The sequence below is a fragment of the Sulfitobacter sp. 1A13421 genome, assembly GCF_043557285.1.
In the GTDB taxonomy this organism is placed as follows: domain Bacteria; phylum Pseudomonadota; class Alphaproteobacteria; order Rhodobacterales; family Rhodobacteraceae; genus Sulfitobacter; species Sulfitobacter faviae.
In genome coordinates this window covers 214,869-227,937 of sequence record NZ_JBIFFQ010000002.1, presented here as the reverse complement: position 1 = coordinate 227,937, position 13,069 = coordinate 214,869, and the positions used below count along the sequence as shown (strand labels likewise).

The 13,069-nt window shown below is 60.6% G+C and carries 17 protein-coding genes; 5 read left to right on the top strand and 12 right to left on the bottom strand.

Translation table 11 applies throughout. The annotated features are described in order from the left end of the window. From phoU to ACGYLI_RS04840, 4 genes are all read left to right on the top strand, one after another. Positions 1 to 708 carry a phosphate signaling complex protein PhoU gene (phoU, locus tag ACGYLI_RS04855; protein WP_209217798.1) on the top strand — a complete coding sequence of 236 codons (708 nt, stop codon included), beginning with the start codon at positions 1 to 3 and terminating at the stop codon, positions 706 to 708. A 4-nt stretch (positions 709 to 712) separates the two neighbouring features. Continuing rightward, positions 713 to 1,402, top strand: a complete 690-nt coding sequence (phoB, locus tag ACGYLI_RS04850) for a phosphate regulon transcriptional regulator PhoB (RefSeq protein ID WP_394417601.1) — start codon at positions 713 to 715, stop codon at positions 1,400 to 1,402. Positions 1,403 to 1,584: 182 nt separating this feature from the next. Continuing rightward, positions 1,585 to 2,022, top strand: a complete 438-nt coding sequence (aroQ, locus tag ACGYLI_RS04845; protein WP_394417598.1) for a type II 3-dehydroquinate dehydratase — start codon at positions 1,585 to 1,587, stop codon at positions 2,020 to 2,022. After that, positions 2,022 to 2,777: a LuxR family transcriptional regulator gene (locus ACGYLI_RS04840; RefSeq protein ID WP_394417595.1), complete on the top strand. Its 756-nt coding sequence runs from the start codon at positions 2,022 to 2,024 to the stop codon at positions 2,775 to 2,777. The genes aroQ and ACGYLI_RS04840 overlap by 1 nt, the downstream gene beginning before the upstream one ends. Before the next feature lie 138 nt (positions 2,778 to 2,915). Here ACGYLI_RS04840 and ACGYLI_RS04835 read toward each other — a convergent pair whose 3' ends face one another. The 6 genes from ACGYLI_RS04835 to ACGYLI_RS04810 all read right to left on the bottom strand — a co-directional run bounded on the left by ACGYLI_RS04835 (position 2,916) and on the right by ACGYLI_RS04810 (position 7,028). Then, positions 2,916 to 3,074 (bottom strand): hypothetical protein, encoded by a 159-nt coding sequence (locus tag ACGYLI_RS04835; RefSeq protein ID WP_394417592.1) that lies wholly within the window; start codon positions 3,072 to 3,074, stop codon positions 2,916 to 2,918. 11 nt (positions 3,075 to 3,085) lie between these two features. Continuing rightward, a complete protein-coding gene (gene tsf / locus ACGYLI_RS04830) occupies positions 3,086 to 3,961 on the bottom strand; it encodes a translation elongation factor Ts (RefSeq protein WP_394417589.1) in 876 nt (291 codons plus the stop codon). Between the two features lie 98 nt (positions 3,962 to 4,059). Continuing rightward, positions 4,060 to 4,935 (bottom strand): 30S ribosomal protein S2, encoded by an 876-nt coding sequence (gene rpsB / locus ACGYLI_RS04825; RefSeq protein WP_067262080.1) that lies wholly within the window; start codon positions 4,933 to 4,935, stop codon positions 4,060 to 4,062. A 155-nt stretch (positions 4,936 to 5,090) separates the two neighbouring features. Further along, the gene (locus ACGYLI_RS04820; protein ID WP_394417586.1) at positions 5,091 to 5,939 is read right to left on the bottom strand and encodes a lysophospholipid acyltransferase family protein; all 849 of its coding nucleotides are present in this window, start codon (positions 5,937 to 5,939) and stop codon (positions 5,091 to 5,093) included. Further along, positions 5,936 to 6,694: a GNAT family N-acetyltransferase gene (locus ACGYLI_RS04815; RefSeq protein WP_394417583.1), complete on the bottom strand. Its 759-nt coding sequence runs from the start codon at positions 6,692 to 6,694 to the stop codon at positions 5,936 to 5,938. The genes ACGYLI_RS04820 and ACGYLI_RS04815 overlap by 4 nt, the downstream gene beginning before the upstream one ends. Before the next feature lie 148 nt (positions 6,695 to 6,842). Further along, a complete protein-coding gene (locus tag ACGYLI_RS04810) occupies positions 6,843 to 7,028 on the bottom strand; it encodes a DUF3553 domain-containing protein (protein WP_067262087.1) in 186 nt (61 codons plus the stop codon). Between the two features lie 29 nt (positions 7,029 to 7,057). Between ACGYLI_RS04810 and ACGYLI_RS04805 the strand changes: the two genes are divergently transcribed. After that, entirely contained in the window at positions 7,058 to 7,660 is a 603-nt protein-coding gene (locus ACGYLI_RS04805; protein WP_394417580.1) for a histidine phosphotransferase family protein, read from the top strand. Positions 7,661 to 7,663: 3 nt separating this feature from the next. Here the strand turns inward: ACGYLI_RS04805 and ACGYLI_RS04800 are convergent, their stop codons facing one another. From ACGYLI_RS04800 to ACGYLI_RS04775, 6 genes are all read right to left on the bottom strand, one after another. Beyond that, positions 7,664 to 8,929, bottom strand: coding sequence for a glutamate-5-semialdehyde dehydrogenase (locus tag ACGYLI_RS04800; RefSeq protein ID WP_394417577.1), 1,266 nt, complete (start codon positions 8,927 to 8,929; stop codon positions 7,664 to 7,666). Between the two features lie 28 nt (positions 8,930 to 8,957). Further along, positions 8,958 to 10,064 carry a glutamate 5-kinase gene (gene proB / locus ACGYLI_RS04795; RefSeq protein WP_394417574.1) on the bottom strand — a complete coding sequence of 369 codons (1,107 nt, stop codon included), beginning with the start codon at positions 10,062 to 10,064 and terminating at the stop codon, positions 8,958 to 8,960. Then, positions 10,052 to 11,086 (bottom strand): GTPase ObgE, encoded by a 1,035-nt coding sequence (gene obgE / locus ACGYLI_RS04790; RefSeq protein WP_394417571.1) that lies wholly within the window; start codon positions 11,084 to 11,086, stop codon positions 10,052 to 10,054. The genes proB and obgE overlap by 13 nt, the downstream gene beginning before the upstream one ends. A 30-nt stretch (positions 11,087 to 11,116) precedes the next feature. Further along, positions 11,117 to 11,653, bottom strand: a complete 537-nt coding sequence (locus tag ACGYLI_RS04785; RefSeq protein WP_067262104.1) for a GNAT family N-acetyltransferase — start codon at positions 11,651 to 11,653, stop codon at positions 11,117 to 11,119. Between the two features lie 296 nt (positions 11,654 to 11,949). After that, positions 11,950 to 12,219 carry a 50S ribosomal protein L27 gene (gene rpmA / locus ACGYLI_RS04780; RefSeq protein WP_067262095.1) on the bottom strand — a complete coding sequence of 90 codons (270 nt, stop codon included), beginning with the start codon at positions 12,217 to 12,219 and terminating at the stop codon, positions 11,950 to 11,952. Positions 12,220 to 12,231: 12 nt separating this feature from the next. Further along, on the bottom strand, positions 12,232 to 12,918 hold the full coding sequence (locus tag ACGYLI_RS04775) for a 50S ribosomal protein L21 (RefSeq protein WP_067262097.1): 687 nt from the start codon (positions 12,916 to 12,918) through the stop codon (positions 12,232 to 12,234). Positions 12,919 to 13,069: the final 151 nt, after the last annotated feature.

Here is a 13,069-nt window from a genome sequence, read left to right as displayed (position 1 = left end):
ATGTCAGATCAACACATTGCATCAGCATTCGACCGCGATCTGGAAGCCGTTCAGGCGCAGATCCTCAAAATGGGCGGGCTGGTCGAAGACGCCATTCGCCGCGGCGCGCAATCGCTGGAAACCCGCGACGAAGAGCTCGCCAATGAGGTGCGGGCAGGGGATAAGGCCATCGACGGGCTGGAGGAGCAAATCAACGAAAGCGCCGCCCGCGTGATCGCGCTGCGCGCGCCCACGGCGATCGACCTGCGTCTGACGCTGAGCGTCATCAAGATTAGCGCCAACCTCGAACGTATTGGCGACTATGCAAAAAACATGGCCAAGCGCACCAGCGTTCTGAACCAGATGGAGCCGGTGAGCGACAGCACCGGCGCGATCCGCCGCATGGCTGGCGCGGTTGAGGCGATGCTGAAAGACGCGCTCGACGCCTATATCCAGCGCGACGCGGATCTTGCGCGCGATGTGATCACCCGCGACGAAGATGTCGACCAGATGTATAATGCGCTCTTCCGCGAATTTCTCACCTTCATGATGGAAGACCCGCGCAGCATCACCGCCTGTATGCATCTGCATTTCATTGCCAAAAACGTCGAACGTATGGGTGACCATGTGACAGCCATCGCCGAACAGGTTGTCTATCTGGTGACCGGTGAGACGCCCGAGGACGACCGGCCCAAGGCCGACCGCACTTCGATCACCACGAAGGACTGAGACGATGGACGTCACACGACCCCAGGTTCTGCTGGTAGAAGATGAACCCGCTCAACGTGAGGTACTGGCCTATAACCTCGAAGCCGAAGGCTTTGAGGTGCGCCGGGCCGAAGACGGCGAAGAAGCCATGCTTCTGGTCTCAGAGGCCGCGCCGGATTTGGTGATCCTCGATTGGATGATGCCATTGATGAGCGGCATCGAAGTCTGCCGCCAACTCAAATCGCGCGAGGCGACGCGGCATATTCCAGTCATCATGCTCTCCGCGCGCTCTGAGGAAGTGGATACCGTGCGGGGGCTTGAAACCGGCGCGGATGACTATGTGATCAAGCCGTACAACCTGCGCGAACTCATGGCCCGTGTGCGCACGCAGTTGCGCCGCACACGTCCCGCAGCCGCAGGCGCGCTGCTGAGCTTTGACGACATTCAGCTCGACCCAGAGCGTCACCGCGTGAGCCGCGCGGGCAGCGAGCTGAAACTGGGGCCGACGGAGTATCGGCTGCTAACAACGCTGCTGGAGAAACCCGGGCGCGTGTTCAGCCGCGATCAACTGCTCGACCACGTCTGGGGCCGCGATATCTATGTCGATACCCGCACCGTGGACGTTCATATCGCGCGTTTGCGCAAAGCATTAACGCGCGAAGGTGGCGGAGACCCGATCCGAACCGTGCGCGGTGCGGGTTATGCCTTGGGTTAAACTGTTCCATCTCCTCTCAGGACCCGATTTATTACATAATACTGATTATCAGTTTTACAGATCGCCATGCCAGCCCTGTTGTTGCGATTTTCTCGCCACAGTAGCACCGCAATGCCACCTGACGCTGGACAGCGCCAGTTTTGCTCCGTTAACACTATCTAGATGATTTAATGCGAGTGATTATGGCGTCTGTACTTATCTTGAACGGCCCGAACCTGAACCTTTTGGGCACGCGACAGCCTGAGGTCTATGGCAAGACCACCTTGGCGGATGTTGAGGCGCTCTGTGCCGAGGAAACCGCACGGCTGGGTCTGGAGATGGAGTTTGCGCAGTCGAACCACGAAGGCGCGTTGATCGATCTGATCCACGCGGCCCGTGGCCAACATGCTGGTATCATTCTGAATGCCGGCGCCTATACCCATACCTCCATCGCGCTGATGGACGCCATCGCCTCTGTCGAACTGCCGGTGGTCGAAGTGCATCTGAGCAATATCCACGCGCGTGAGAGTTTCCGCCACACATCCTATATCGCGCCTGTGGCCCTCGGACAGATCTGCGGCTTTGGCGTTCATGGCTATGTTCTGGCCATCCAAGCCCTTCAACGTCATATCGTAAGCTGATGATCTTGCGCGACTATTTGCATCAGATCGCGCATAGCCCGACAATCGAAGAACTCTGGGACGCCCATACGCGACAGATGGCTGACTATGGGTTCGACCGGCTGATCTACGGCTTTACGCGCTACCGCACACCGACCTCTTTGGGCGACCCGGCGGATTTCGTGATTTTGAGCAATCAAAGCGCGGAATACCTCAACGGCTACCTGCACAGCGGGCTCTACTTCAATGCGCCGATGCTGCGTTGGGCACTCAACAACGAAGGCGCTTGTAGCTGGGGCACCTTGGCGGAGATCACGCAGCGCGATGGCCTGTCGGAGACCGAGAAACGGGTGATCGACTTCAACGCCAGCATGGATGTGACGGCGGGCTATACGATCAGCTTCCGCTCGATCTCGGCGCGGTCCAAGGGGGCAATTGCGCTAACGGCGCGCCGCGGGCTATCTCAGGATGAGGTGGATGCGATTTGGAAGAAGCATGGCGCGGACATTCAGCTGATGAATGAAATTGCGCATCTGAAAATCCTCTCCCTGCCCTACAGAAGCCCCAACCGCAGCCTCACGCGGCGTCAACTGGAGGTGCTGCAATGGGTCGGAGATGGCAAGACCACGCAGGATATCGCCCTGCTGATGGGTCTGACGGCCCCCACGGTCGAAAAACACCTGCGCCTCGCGCGGGAGGCTTTGTCGGTCGAGACGACGGCTCAGGCGGTGCTGAAAGCGGCCTTTGCCAACCAGATGTTCGTGATGGATCCGTAATATATTAGGGTATGGAATACCTTACTGGCACCTCAGGTAGTAGATGGCCATGGTCCGCCAGTATCGCGGGTGTTCGCACCGGCGGTACGACGGGCCTTAAATCCTTGTAATACCAAGGCGCTTTTTGGCTCGCCGGTCTCAGTCAGGTTTATTTTTCGCCTGGCTGACCGGATCCTTCCCCTGCCCCATCCAGAACCTGCCCTGATACTTCGAGCCGTCGTTTTTATCGGCGTCCCTATCGGTGATTGGCCACGAAAAAGGGCGGCGCATCGGAATGCGCCGCCCCATATTCATCATGTCGAGAAGGCTTAGCCTTTCGCGGCTTTCGCCACTTCCGCTGCGAAATCTTCTTTGACGACTTCGATGCCTTCGCCAACTTCCAGACGCACGAAACCGGTGATGGTCGCACCCGCTTCTTCAGCGGCTTTGCCGACGGTCAGGTCAGGGTTCACGACGAAGGACTGGTTCAACAGTGTCACTTCGGACATGTACTTCTGCATGCGGCCAGTGATCATTTTCTCGATCACGGCTTCGGGCTTGCCGCTTTCGCGGGCGATGTCCATCTGAACCTGCTTTTCCTTCTCGACCACGGCCGGGTCAAGATCAGCTTCGGAGAGCGACGCGGGGTTCACAGCGGCGATGTGCATCGCGATTTGCTTGCCCAGTTCCTCGTTACCACCAGTCATGGCGACCAGAACGCCGATTTTGCCCATGCCGGGTGCGGCGGCGTTGTGGACGTAGGAGACGACAGTCTCGCCTTCGATGCTCTGCATGCGGCGCAGGGACATGTTCTCGCCGATTTTGGCGATGGCGTCTGTCAGGGTGGTTTCAACGGATTTGCCGTCGATCTCAGCCGCTTTCAGCGCTTCGACATCGTCCACTTTCAGCGCGGCATCGGCGATGTTGCTGACCATGGATTGGAATTCGGCGTTCTTGCCGACGAAGTCGGTTTCGGAGTTCACCTCAACCGCGACACCGTGACCGCCTTCGACCTTAACAGCCACGAGACCTTCGGCAGCGGTACGGCCGGATTTCTTCGCCGCTTTGGCCAGACCTTTGGTGCGCAGCCAGTCGACAGCGGCTTCCATGTCGCCGTCGTTTTCTGTCAGTGCCTTCTTGGCGTCCATCATGCCTGCGCCGGTGCTGTCGCGCAGTTCCTTGACCATGGATGCTGTGATTGCCATCTCTTGGTTCTCCTTTGGAAATCGGGTGCAGGCCCAAGGCCCGCCTCTGGTGGAAATCGGGGCAGGTTACCCTGCCCCGTGTTTCAGGTCCGTGACGCTTAGCCTTCGGCTTTGGCGACGGTCTCTTTCTTGGATTCGATGTCCAGCGGTGCATCTTTGCCCATGGCATCGTCATGCAGAGTCTCTTCGGACGCGTTGCCGATTTCGACGCCGGTGCTTTCTTCGCTCACGGCTTCTTCTTCGGGGGCTTCTTCCATGGCGCCCAGATCAACGCCTGCCGCACCCAGCTGAGCCGACATGCCGTCGAGAGCAGCACGCGATGCCAGATCGCAGTAGAGCGCGATGGCGCGGGCCGCGTCGTCGTTGCCGGGGATGATGTAATCAACACCGTCGGGCGAGCAGTTGGTATCAACCACGGCCACAACCGGGATGCCCAGCTTGTTGGCTTCTGCAATGGCCAGCGACTCTTTCTTCACGTCGATGACGAAGAGCAGGTCAGGACGGCCGCCCATTTCGCGGATACCACCCAGCGACGCTTCCAGCTTCGCTTGGTCGCGTTCCATGCCAAGACGCTCTTTCTTGGTCAGGCCTTCGAAGCCGCGCTCGGACTGCTCGTCGATGTTTTTCAGGCGGTTGATCGACTGCGAAACGGTCTGCCAGTTGGTCAGCGTACCGCCGAGCCAACGGTGGTTCATGTAGTACTGTGCGCATTTCTCTGCGGCGTCGGCGATCGGCTGAGCGGCCTGACGCTTGGTGCCAACGAAGAGAACGCTGCCGCCCTTGGCGACGGTGTCACGGATCACTTTCAGCGCTTCGTCCAGCATGGGGACGGTCTGTGTGAGGTCCATGATGTGGATGCCGTTGCGCGCGCCGTAGATATACGGGCCCATGCGGGGGTTCCAGCGCTGTGTCTGGTGACCAAAGTGTACGCCTGCTTCGAGCAGTTGGCGCATGGAGAACTCAGGAAGAGCCATGTCTTTATACCTTTCCGGTTTAGCCTCATCGGGGGTATGACAGCCTCATGCTGCCAACCGGCGGACGATCTGGGATTTCTCCCCAAAAGGCCCAACCCCGACTGCGGGTTCAAGTGGGGCGCATATAGGCCAGCGCGCGGCGCAGCGCAAGGGGCTTATTGCAGGCCCGACCCGCCATCAGCACCTGTCTGGGCATGCCCCGCGCGCACGATCGCTTCGCAGCGTTGCGCCAACGCCTTGCGCCCGGTGTATTCCGCCACCGGCACCGGCGTGTGATAGACCACCTCGACCGCGCCTTGCCGTGCCGCGGCCAGCGTCGTTAGCAGATGCGCGCCAAAGGACATATCCCCCCACCAGCCATAGAACCGCGGATCTTCACCCTGCGGCGCGTGGTAGATCACGCTGACGGGCTGCACCGCGATCTCATCCCGCAAGGCCGGGTCAAAGAAGGCCTCGAACAGCGTGGTCTTGAAGGGGAGCACTTGCAGCCCGTCAGTGCTGGTGCCCTCGGGAAAAAACAGCAGCTTATGCCCGGCCAAGAGGCGCGTCCGGAACACCTCTGTCTGGGTGCGCGCCTCGGCCCGGTCGCGGCGGATAAAGACGGTACCCGTCGCCCGTGCCAGCCAGCCGATGCCGGGCCAGCCCGCCACCTCGGATTTAGAGACGAAGTAGATCCGTTTGGCCGCGTTCAGCGCGAAAATATCGAGCCATGAGGTATGGTTGGCCACCACCGCGCCGCGCCGTTCCATCGGGGTGCCGCGGCGGATAAAGCGCATGCCCAGGACCCAGAACGCCGCGCGGCATACCATCTGCGTGATATGGGGGGTGATGGGCCGATGCAGGCCAAAAATCGGCCGCTCGATCAAGCGCAGCAGCAGCAAGACCAGTAACCCGCCGAAAACCAAAATAGCCAAGACCGCGCCGCGGAGCATGACGCGCAGCATCCCTGCAAGCGTCAAACGCCGCTCTGGCGGCGGCTGGTCACTGTCCCAAGTCGTGCTCATGCAGCGCTCCCGTTATAGAACCGCATCTGCCGCGCGCTCATCTGTTTCGTATCAAGGATCAAGCAAACATCCGTGGTGTTGAAGGCCCAGTCGATATAGGCCCCCTCGCCCACGGTCCCTCCCAGCCGAAGGTAGGCTTTGATCAGGCTCGGCACCGCCAGCATGGCCTTGCGCCGGTCCAACTCGGGCTCGGGGATCAGGTCCATGGGCGCGTAATCACGCGCGCGGACCCGCAGTTCGGGCGGCGCCAAATGCCGGTGATGCAAAAGCGAAAGCGGCTCGGCCAGAGCCGCGGTGTCGGTGCCGTGAAAGCTCGCCACGCCGAAAAGAACCTCGATCTCATGTTCGGCAACATAGCCTGCAAGCGCGGCCCAAAGGTGGTGCATCGCCGTGCCACCGCGATAGGCGGGGTCAAGGCAAGAGCGCCCCAATTCCAACAGCTTACGCCCCGACTGGACAAGCGGCGCCAGATTGTACTCCGCCGCCGAATAGAAGCCCCCTGCCCGTGCGGCCATATCGCTCCGCATCACTCGGTAGACGCCCGCCAATTTACCGCTGCGCCGGTCGGTCAAAAGCAGATGGTCAAAGTAGGGATCGAACCGGTCCCGCTCCAACCCGGCGGCATGATCGACCATCGGCCCACCGCCGCCCAACTCCCGCACGAAGACGTCGTACCGCAGCCGCTGTGCCGCCTGCACATCGGCCTCCGTCTGCGCCAATCCGACCTGAAAATCTGCTGCTACGCCCCGTGGCATCGGCCAATCCTATGCCCGAAATGAAAGTCTCTGCCTGATAGGCAATCGGCTGCGCGGGCGCAACAGTTGCGGGGAAAGCGGAAATCGGCTACTCTCCCTATGGTTGCTTTAAGAAGATTTTCTTCCACCATTAAGGATTTGGAAAGGGTCATCCCTCATCAAAGACCGGCATTAATTCCAAACGAAAGCTGTCTATGACCACTTTGCCTTGGTCACGAAAGTTGACCGTCACTTTGCCGCCGATATTGCTTTGCACCTGTCCCGTGCCCCATTCGGGATGCTGCGGATGCATCACCAACATGCCCGGCGTCAGCAGCGCGTTCAGATCATCCATCCCGTTTCCAATCATTCCAAGGGGCCACCATGGGCCAGCTTAACATCGACCTGCCCGCCCTGATCGGCAGCCGCATTTGCCACGACTTGATATCGCCAATCGGGGCCATCAACAACGGGCTTGAACTGCTTCAGATGGCGGGCACCGGGGCCGCCCCGGGGCCTGAGCTTGCCTTGATCGGTCAAAGCGTCGAAAGCGCTTCGGCCCGGATCCGCTTTTTCCGCATCGCCTTTGGGGCCGCGGGCGATCAGACCATGGGCCAGAACGAGGTGACTTCGATCCTACGTGATCTCTATGCCGCCTCGCGGGTTGAGGTTGATTGGCAGGTCACAAGCCCCCAATCACGCAACAGCGTGCGGATGGCCTTCCTCGCGCTGCTCTGTATCGAAACAGCCCTGCACCACGGCGGGCGGATCACCATCGTCGAAGAAACAGGGCATTGGACCCTACTGGCCGAGGCCGACAAAATCGCGATAGACCCTGAACTTTGGGGGCTGCTGACACAGCCCGGGCCGGACCGGCCGCTACAGCCCGCGCAGGTTCAATTCGCACTGTTACCAATTCTGACCGAAGCACAGGGGAAAGAAATCACGCTCGACAGTAGCGATACGGCCCTAACCCTGTCTTTCTGACGGTCAGCCGCGCACGGTACCCTCGCCACGCACGAGATATTTGAAGCTCGTCAACTGCGCCGCGCCAACGGGGCCGCGGGCATGAAGCTTGCCCGTGGCGATGCCGATCTCTGCGCCCATGCCGAACTCTCCCCCATCCGCGAATTGGGTTGAGGCATTATGCATCAGGATCGCCGAATCCAGCCCGTTAAAGAACGCCGCGGCGGTCTCGGCATTCTCGGTCAGGATGCAATCGGTGTGCCCCGATCCATACTGGCGAATATGCGCCATCGCAGCGTCCAGATCGGGGACGGCCCGCGCCGCAACGATCATATCGAGGTATTCTTGCCCCCAATCCGCATCGTTGGCTGGGACCGTGCCGGGGACATTCTGCAAGGCCGCATCGGCGCGCACTTCGACGCCTGCGTCAATCAACGCTCGGATCACGCCATTGCCAATGGTCTTGGCGACATCCTCATGGATCAAAAGACATTCCGCCGCGCCGCAAATGCCCGTCCGTCGTGTCTTGGCGTTCAGCACGACCTTCAACGCTTTTTCGGGATCCGCCTCGGCGTCGATATAGATGTGCACGATGCCTTCCAGATGGGCAAAGACCGGCACCCGGGCCTCACGCTGGACCAAGCCGACAAGCCCCTTGCCGCCGCGCGGTACGATCACGTCGATGGTATCGGTCATCGTCAGCATCTCACGCACCGCCGCCCGGTCGCGCGTCGGGACCAATTGCACCGCGTCTTCCGGCATGCCCGCATCTCGCAGCCCCTGTTGCAGACAGGCGTGAATGGCACGCGATGATTGAAAGCTTTCCGACCCGCCGCGCAGGATCACGGCATTGCCCGCTTTGAGACAAAGCGCGCCCGCATCCGCCGTCACATTGGGCCGCGATTCATAGATCACGCCGATCACGCCAAGTGGGGTACGCACGCGCTGGATGTTAAGGCCCGAGGGCTGGTCCCATTCAGCGATCACCTCGCCCACCGGATCGACCTGTTCCGCGACCGACCGCAGCCCGTCGACCATGCCGCGAATACGCTCTTCGTTCAGCATCAGACGGTCCATCATGGCATCCGACAGCCCCTTGTCGCGGCCAAAGGCGAGGTCTTGCTCATTGGCAGCGATGATCTCGGCCCGGTTTTTCCAGACCGCATCGGCAGCGCTGATCAGGGCGGCGTGTTTGCGCTCGGCTGTGGCGGTTGCCAGTTGCGCTGCCGCTGCACGGGCGCGGGCGCCGATATCGGCCATCAGCTCAGAGATATTCTCGATGTCGTTCATAGCCTTATGCCCCTCTCTTCATCTTCTCTTAGAGCGCCATATCGTCGCGATGGATCAAAGCCGCCCGCCCGGGATAGCCCAAAAGCGCCTCGATCTCAGCGCTCTTGTGGCCCTTGATTTGCCCGATCTCCTCCGCCGAATAGCGGCTGAGACCATGGCCCACCGCGTGACCGGCGGGGTCATACATGGCGATGCTATCGCCCCGTTCAAAACGCCCCTCAACGGCGGTCACCCCGGCCGGCAAGAGGGACGTGCCCCGCGCCAATGCCGCCACGGCTCCGGCGTCCAAGGTCACCACCCCGCGCGGCTTCATCGCGGCAATCCAGCGCTTACGCGCGGCTTGTGGGTCACTCTGCGCGCTGAACCAAGTGGCATTCGCACCACCTTCGAGCGCGGTGAGCGGGCGCATGACGAACCCATCGGTGATCACCATCGCACAGCCCGCCGTTGTCGCCGTGCGCGCGGCCATCAGCTTGGTTTTCATGCCACCTTTGGACAGGCCCGACCCGGCATCACCAGCCATCGCCTCGATCTCGGGCGTGATGCTCTCGATCACATCGTAACGTTTCGCGGTCGGGTCCTGTGAGGGGTTGGCACTGTAGAAACCATCCACATCGGAGAGCAGAATCAACTGATCCGCCCCCACCGTCACCGCGATCTGCGCGGCGAGACGGTCATTGTCGCCAAAGCGGATTTCATCAGTCGCGATCGTGTCGTTCTCATTCACAATGGGCACGACCCCGAGCGAGAGCAACTGCTCCAAGGTCGCGCGACTGTTGAGGTAGCGCCGGCGGTTGGCGCTGTCCTCCAACGTCACCAGAACCTGCGCGGTGGTGATGCCATGGGGAGCCAGCACCTCTTCATAGGCCCGGGCAAGGCGGATTTGCCCCACCGCCGCGGCGGCCTGCGCCTGTTCCAGCGCCAGAGCGGTTGGCGGGAGGCCAAGAACACCCCGGCCAAGCGCGATGGAGCCAGACGATACCAGCACAACATCGCAGCCCAAGCCCTTGAGCCATAAGACATCTTGCGCCAATCCGGTCAGCCAGTCTCGACGCAGATTGCCGCTATCGCGGTCCACCAGAAGGGCGGACCCGATCTTGATGACGACACGGCGGGCGGTGCTTAGGGTTGCCAAGGCGTCTCTTCCTCGGTGCTGCGAAAACGCAGGCGATCTTCGTCGATATTCTGGCGCAGGGTGCGCAATACTTCCGTCACGCCTTCGCCAGCCACACTGGACATCATCATCACGCTGCCGCCGGAAGCTTTTTCCAATTCCTTCGAACGACTTGCGCGCTCTTCCTCATCCAATGCATCAACTTTGTTCATCACAGTGACACGCGGCTTTTCTGCCAGATCGCCGCCATAGGCTTCCAGCTCTCCGATGATGGTGTGGTAATCCTCCGCCACGGTTTCGGAGGTGCCATCGATGAGGTGCAACAACACCGCGCAACGCTCGACGTGGCCAAGGAAAAGATCGCCCAGACCGCGCCCTTCGGAGGCGCCTTCGATGAGGCCAGGAATATCCGCCACCACGAATTCGGTGTTATCGACACCGACCACGCCAAGGTTGGGGTGCAAGGTGGTAAATGGGTAATCGGCAATCTTGGGCCGCGCGTTCGACGTGCTCGCAAGGAAGGTCGACTTGCCCGCGTTGGGCAGGCCTAGCAAGCCGACGTCGGCGATCAGCTTGAGCCGCAGCCAAAGCGTCCGCTCCACCCCTTCTTGCCCGGGGTTCGAGCGGCGGGGGGCTTGGTTGGTCGCGGATTTGAAATGCAGGTTGCCCCAGCCGCCATTGCCGCCGCGCGCAAGCTGCACGCGCTGGCCAAGCTCGGTCAGATCGGCGATGACGGTCTCCTGATCCTCATCAAGGATCTCCGTGCCCACGGGCACCCGCAGGATGATATCCTCACCGTCCTTACCGGTGCGCTGTTTGCCCATGCCGGGCTGGCCGTTCTTGGCAAAGAAGTGTTGCTGATAGCGAAAGTCGATCAGCGTGTTCAGCCCATCGACCGCCTCGGCCCAGACCGAGCCGCCGGTGCCGCCATCGCCGCCATCCGGGCCACCATATTCGATGTATTTCTCACGCCGGAACGACACACAGCCGCCGCCCCCGGCGCCGGATCGGATGTAGACTTTGCACAGGTCGAGAAACTTCATGGTCTTGCCTTTCAGGCACGGGAAACGGAGCTACAGCTTGCGGCTATAGGTCCATGTGGGTACGGCAGCATCGCGGGCCAAGCAATAGGTTTCCGCGTCGCCGAGATAGACAAAGCCCGCATTGGTCAGCACCTTGGCCGAGGCCGGGTTGTCATGGAAAACAGAGGCAAAAAGCGCGTCATTGCCCAAGGGGTTGGCGTTTACCAAAGCCTGCACCGCGTCAGAGGCAAGATGCGTGTTCCAGAACGCCGGTGCCACCCAATAGCCGATTTCGGATTGGTTACGATCCAGCCGGGTGAGGGAGATCACGCCCATCACCTCAGAACTGTCCGCCCGGGTGCCATCCATGACCCAGACGTCTTCTTCACGGTCATCGGACATGGCGCGGGTGACATAGGCTTCGACACTGCCGGGCGGCAGCGGATGTGGGATCGAGGATGTGGCATTGGCGACCCGCGGGTCGCTGGCATACATCTCAATCATGCCCATGTCGGACCGGCGCACCGGGCGCAGGTCAAACCGCTCTGTCTCAATAAGGGGTTGGTTCACAATCGCTTCCAACTGCATCGTCATGTTCCTCCTCCGAACAGACTGGATTGGGGGCCTTTGGCCAGACGGGCCGTCCCTGCCCCGATCGCGCGTAACCCGCGCGCAGAGGCGTTGACACATTCGACATATTCCTCCCTGCCGAATGTAACGACTTTATCAAAATTCAGCCGCGTTCCGCAAAGAGCGGAGAAACGGCCCGCCAGGCCAATGGGCCCTGAACTGGAAAACAAAAACATCGGGGGTCTTTCCGAAAAAGAAAAAGGGACCGGCGGTATCGCCGATCCCTGATTTTTTCAAACCCTTTGGGGTACGGCTTATTCAGCGGCCTCCGCGCGTGGCAGAACCGAAATGAACGTGCGGTTTTTCAGACCCTTGTGGAAGGTCACAGCGCCGTCGACGGTTGCAAAGATCGTGTGATCCTTGCCCATGCCAACGCCTTCGGCAGGCCAGAACTTGGTGCCGCGCTGACGCACGATGATGTTGCCGGGGATGACGGCTTCGCCGCCGTATTTTTTCACGCCAAGGCGACGACCAGCTGAGTCGCGCCCGTTACGGGATGAACCGCCTGCTTTTTTATGTGCCATCTCGGTCTCTCCTTAGCCTTTGGTCTTTTCTTTGGCCTGTTCGACCCAGCCTTCACGCTGGATACGGCCTTTGAAAGACAGTTTCTCGTCAACTTCAGCGATATCCGCTTCGGTCCATGCTGCGATTTGAGCGAAGGAGGTGATGCCCGCTTCGTGCAGCTTTTTCTCAAGTGCGGGGCCAACGCCGCTCAGCGCCTTCAGGTCGTCCGCGCCGGCTTCCGACATCTGGTCGGCTTTCTCGGCTTTCGGAGCGGCCTTGGTGGCTTTCGCCTTCTTGGCCTTCTTGATCTGCGCAGCCTCATCGGTCTTGCCGGTGATGGCAGCCACGGCGGCGGCGCTTACGGAGCCTGTGCCGACAGCTTCGGATACGCCCGACTTCTCTGCGCCCGAGGCAAGGATGTCGGTGATCTTGACCAGCGTCAGCTTCTGACGGTGACCCTTGGTGCGCTTGGAAGAGTGCTTCCGGCGACGCTTGACGAAGTTAATGACCTTTTCGCCTTTGATCTGATCGACGACTTCGGCCTGAACGCCAGCATCTTTGACCGTGGGCGCGCCGAGCACGGGGCTGTCGCCGCCCAGCATCAGAACTTCGTTGAACTGGACCGTTTCGCCAGCATTGGCCGCAATACGTTCAACGCGCAGCATATCGCCTGCTTGAACCTTGTATTGCTTGCCGCCTGTCTTGATGACCGCAAACATGCGTCTTCCTTTTCTGTCATCCGCGTTCTGTGGCCCCCGCTTGGGAGTTTGTGGATGGCTTTCCGGCCGATCCGCCTCGAACAGCGCGCCCATGGGGCGTCATTAAAAAAACAATCCCGAAAACGGATTACCCGCCGGGATGCGGGCTTAT

Excerpts from the sequence above, each read along its gene's own strand:
- phoU (WP_209217798.1), top strand. The coding sequence starts at position 1 with ATGTCAGATCAACACATTGCATCAGCATTCGACCGCGATCTGGAAGCC.
- phoB (WP_394417601.1), top strand. The coding sequence starts at position 713 with ATGGACGTCACACGACCCCAGGTTCTGCTGGTAGAAGATGAACCCGCT.
- aroQ (WP_394417598.1), top strand. The coding sequence starts at position 1,585 with ATGGCGTCTGTACTTATCTTGAACGGCCCGAACCTGAACCTTTTGGGC.
- ACGYLI_RS04840 (WP_394417595.1), top strand. The coding sequence starts at position 2,022 with ATGATCTTGCGCGACTATTTGCATCAGATCGCGCATAGCCCGACAATC.
- ACGYLI_RS04835 (WP_394417592.1), bottom strand. The coding sequence starts at position 3,074 with ATGATGAATATGGGGCGGCGCATTCCGATGCGCCGCCCTTTTTCGTGG.
- tsf (WP_394417589.1), bottom strand. The coding sequence starts at position 3,961 with ATGGCAATCACAGCATCCATGGTCAAGGAACTGCGCGACAGCACCGGC.
- rpsB (WP_067262080.1), bottom strand. The coding sequence starts at position 4,935 with ATGGCTCTTCCTGAGTTCTCCATGCGCCAACTGCTCGAAGCAGGCGTA.
- ACGYLI_RS04820 (WP_394417586.1), bottom strand. The coding sequence starts at position 5,939 with ATGAGCACGACTTGGGACAGTGACCAGCCGCCGCCAGAGCGGCGTTTG.
- ACGYLI_RS04815 (WP_394417583.1), bottom strand. The coding sequence starts at position 6,694 with ATGCCACGGGGCGTAGCAGCAGATTTTCAGGTCGGATTGGCGCAGACG.
- ACGYLI_RS04810 (WP_067262087.1), bottom strand. The coding sequence starts at position 7,028 with ATGGATGATCTGAACGCGCTGCTGACGCCGGGCATGTTGGTGATGCAT.
- ACGYLI_RS04805 (WP_394417580.1), top strand. The coding sequence starts at position 7,058 with ATGGGCCAGCTTAACATCGACCTGCCCGCCCTGATCGGCAGCCGCATT.
- ACGYLI_RS04800 (WP_394417577.1), bottom strand. The coding sequence starts at position 8,929 with ATGAACGACATCGAGAATATCTCTGAGCTGATGGCCGATATCGGCGCC.
- obgE (WP_394417571.1), bottom strand. The coding sequence starts at position 11,086 with ATGAAGTTTCTCGACCTGTGCAAAGTCTACATCCGATCCGGCGCCGGG.
- ACGYLI_RS04785 (WP_067262104.1), bottom strand. The coding sequence starts at position 11,653 with ATGCAGTTGGAAGCGATTGTGAACCAACCCCTTATTGAGACAGAGCGG.
- rpmA (WP_067262095.1), bottom strand. The coding sequence starts at position 12,219 with ATGGCACATAAAAAAGCAGGCGGTTCATCCCGTAACGGGCGCGACTCA.
- ACGYLI_RS04775 (WP_067262097.1), bottom strand. The coding sequence starts at position 12,918 with ATGTTTGCGGTCATCAAGACAGGCGGCAAGCAATACAAGGTTCAAGCA.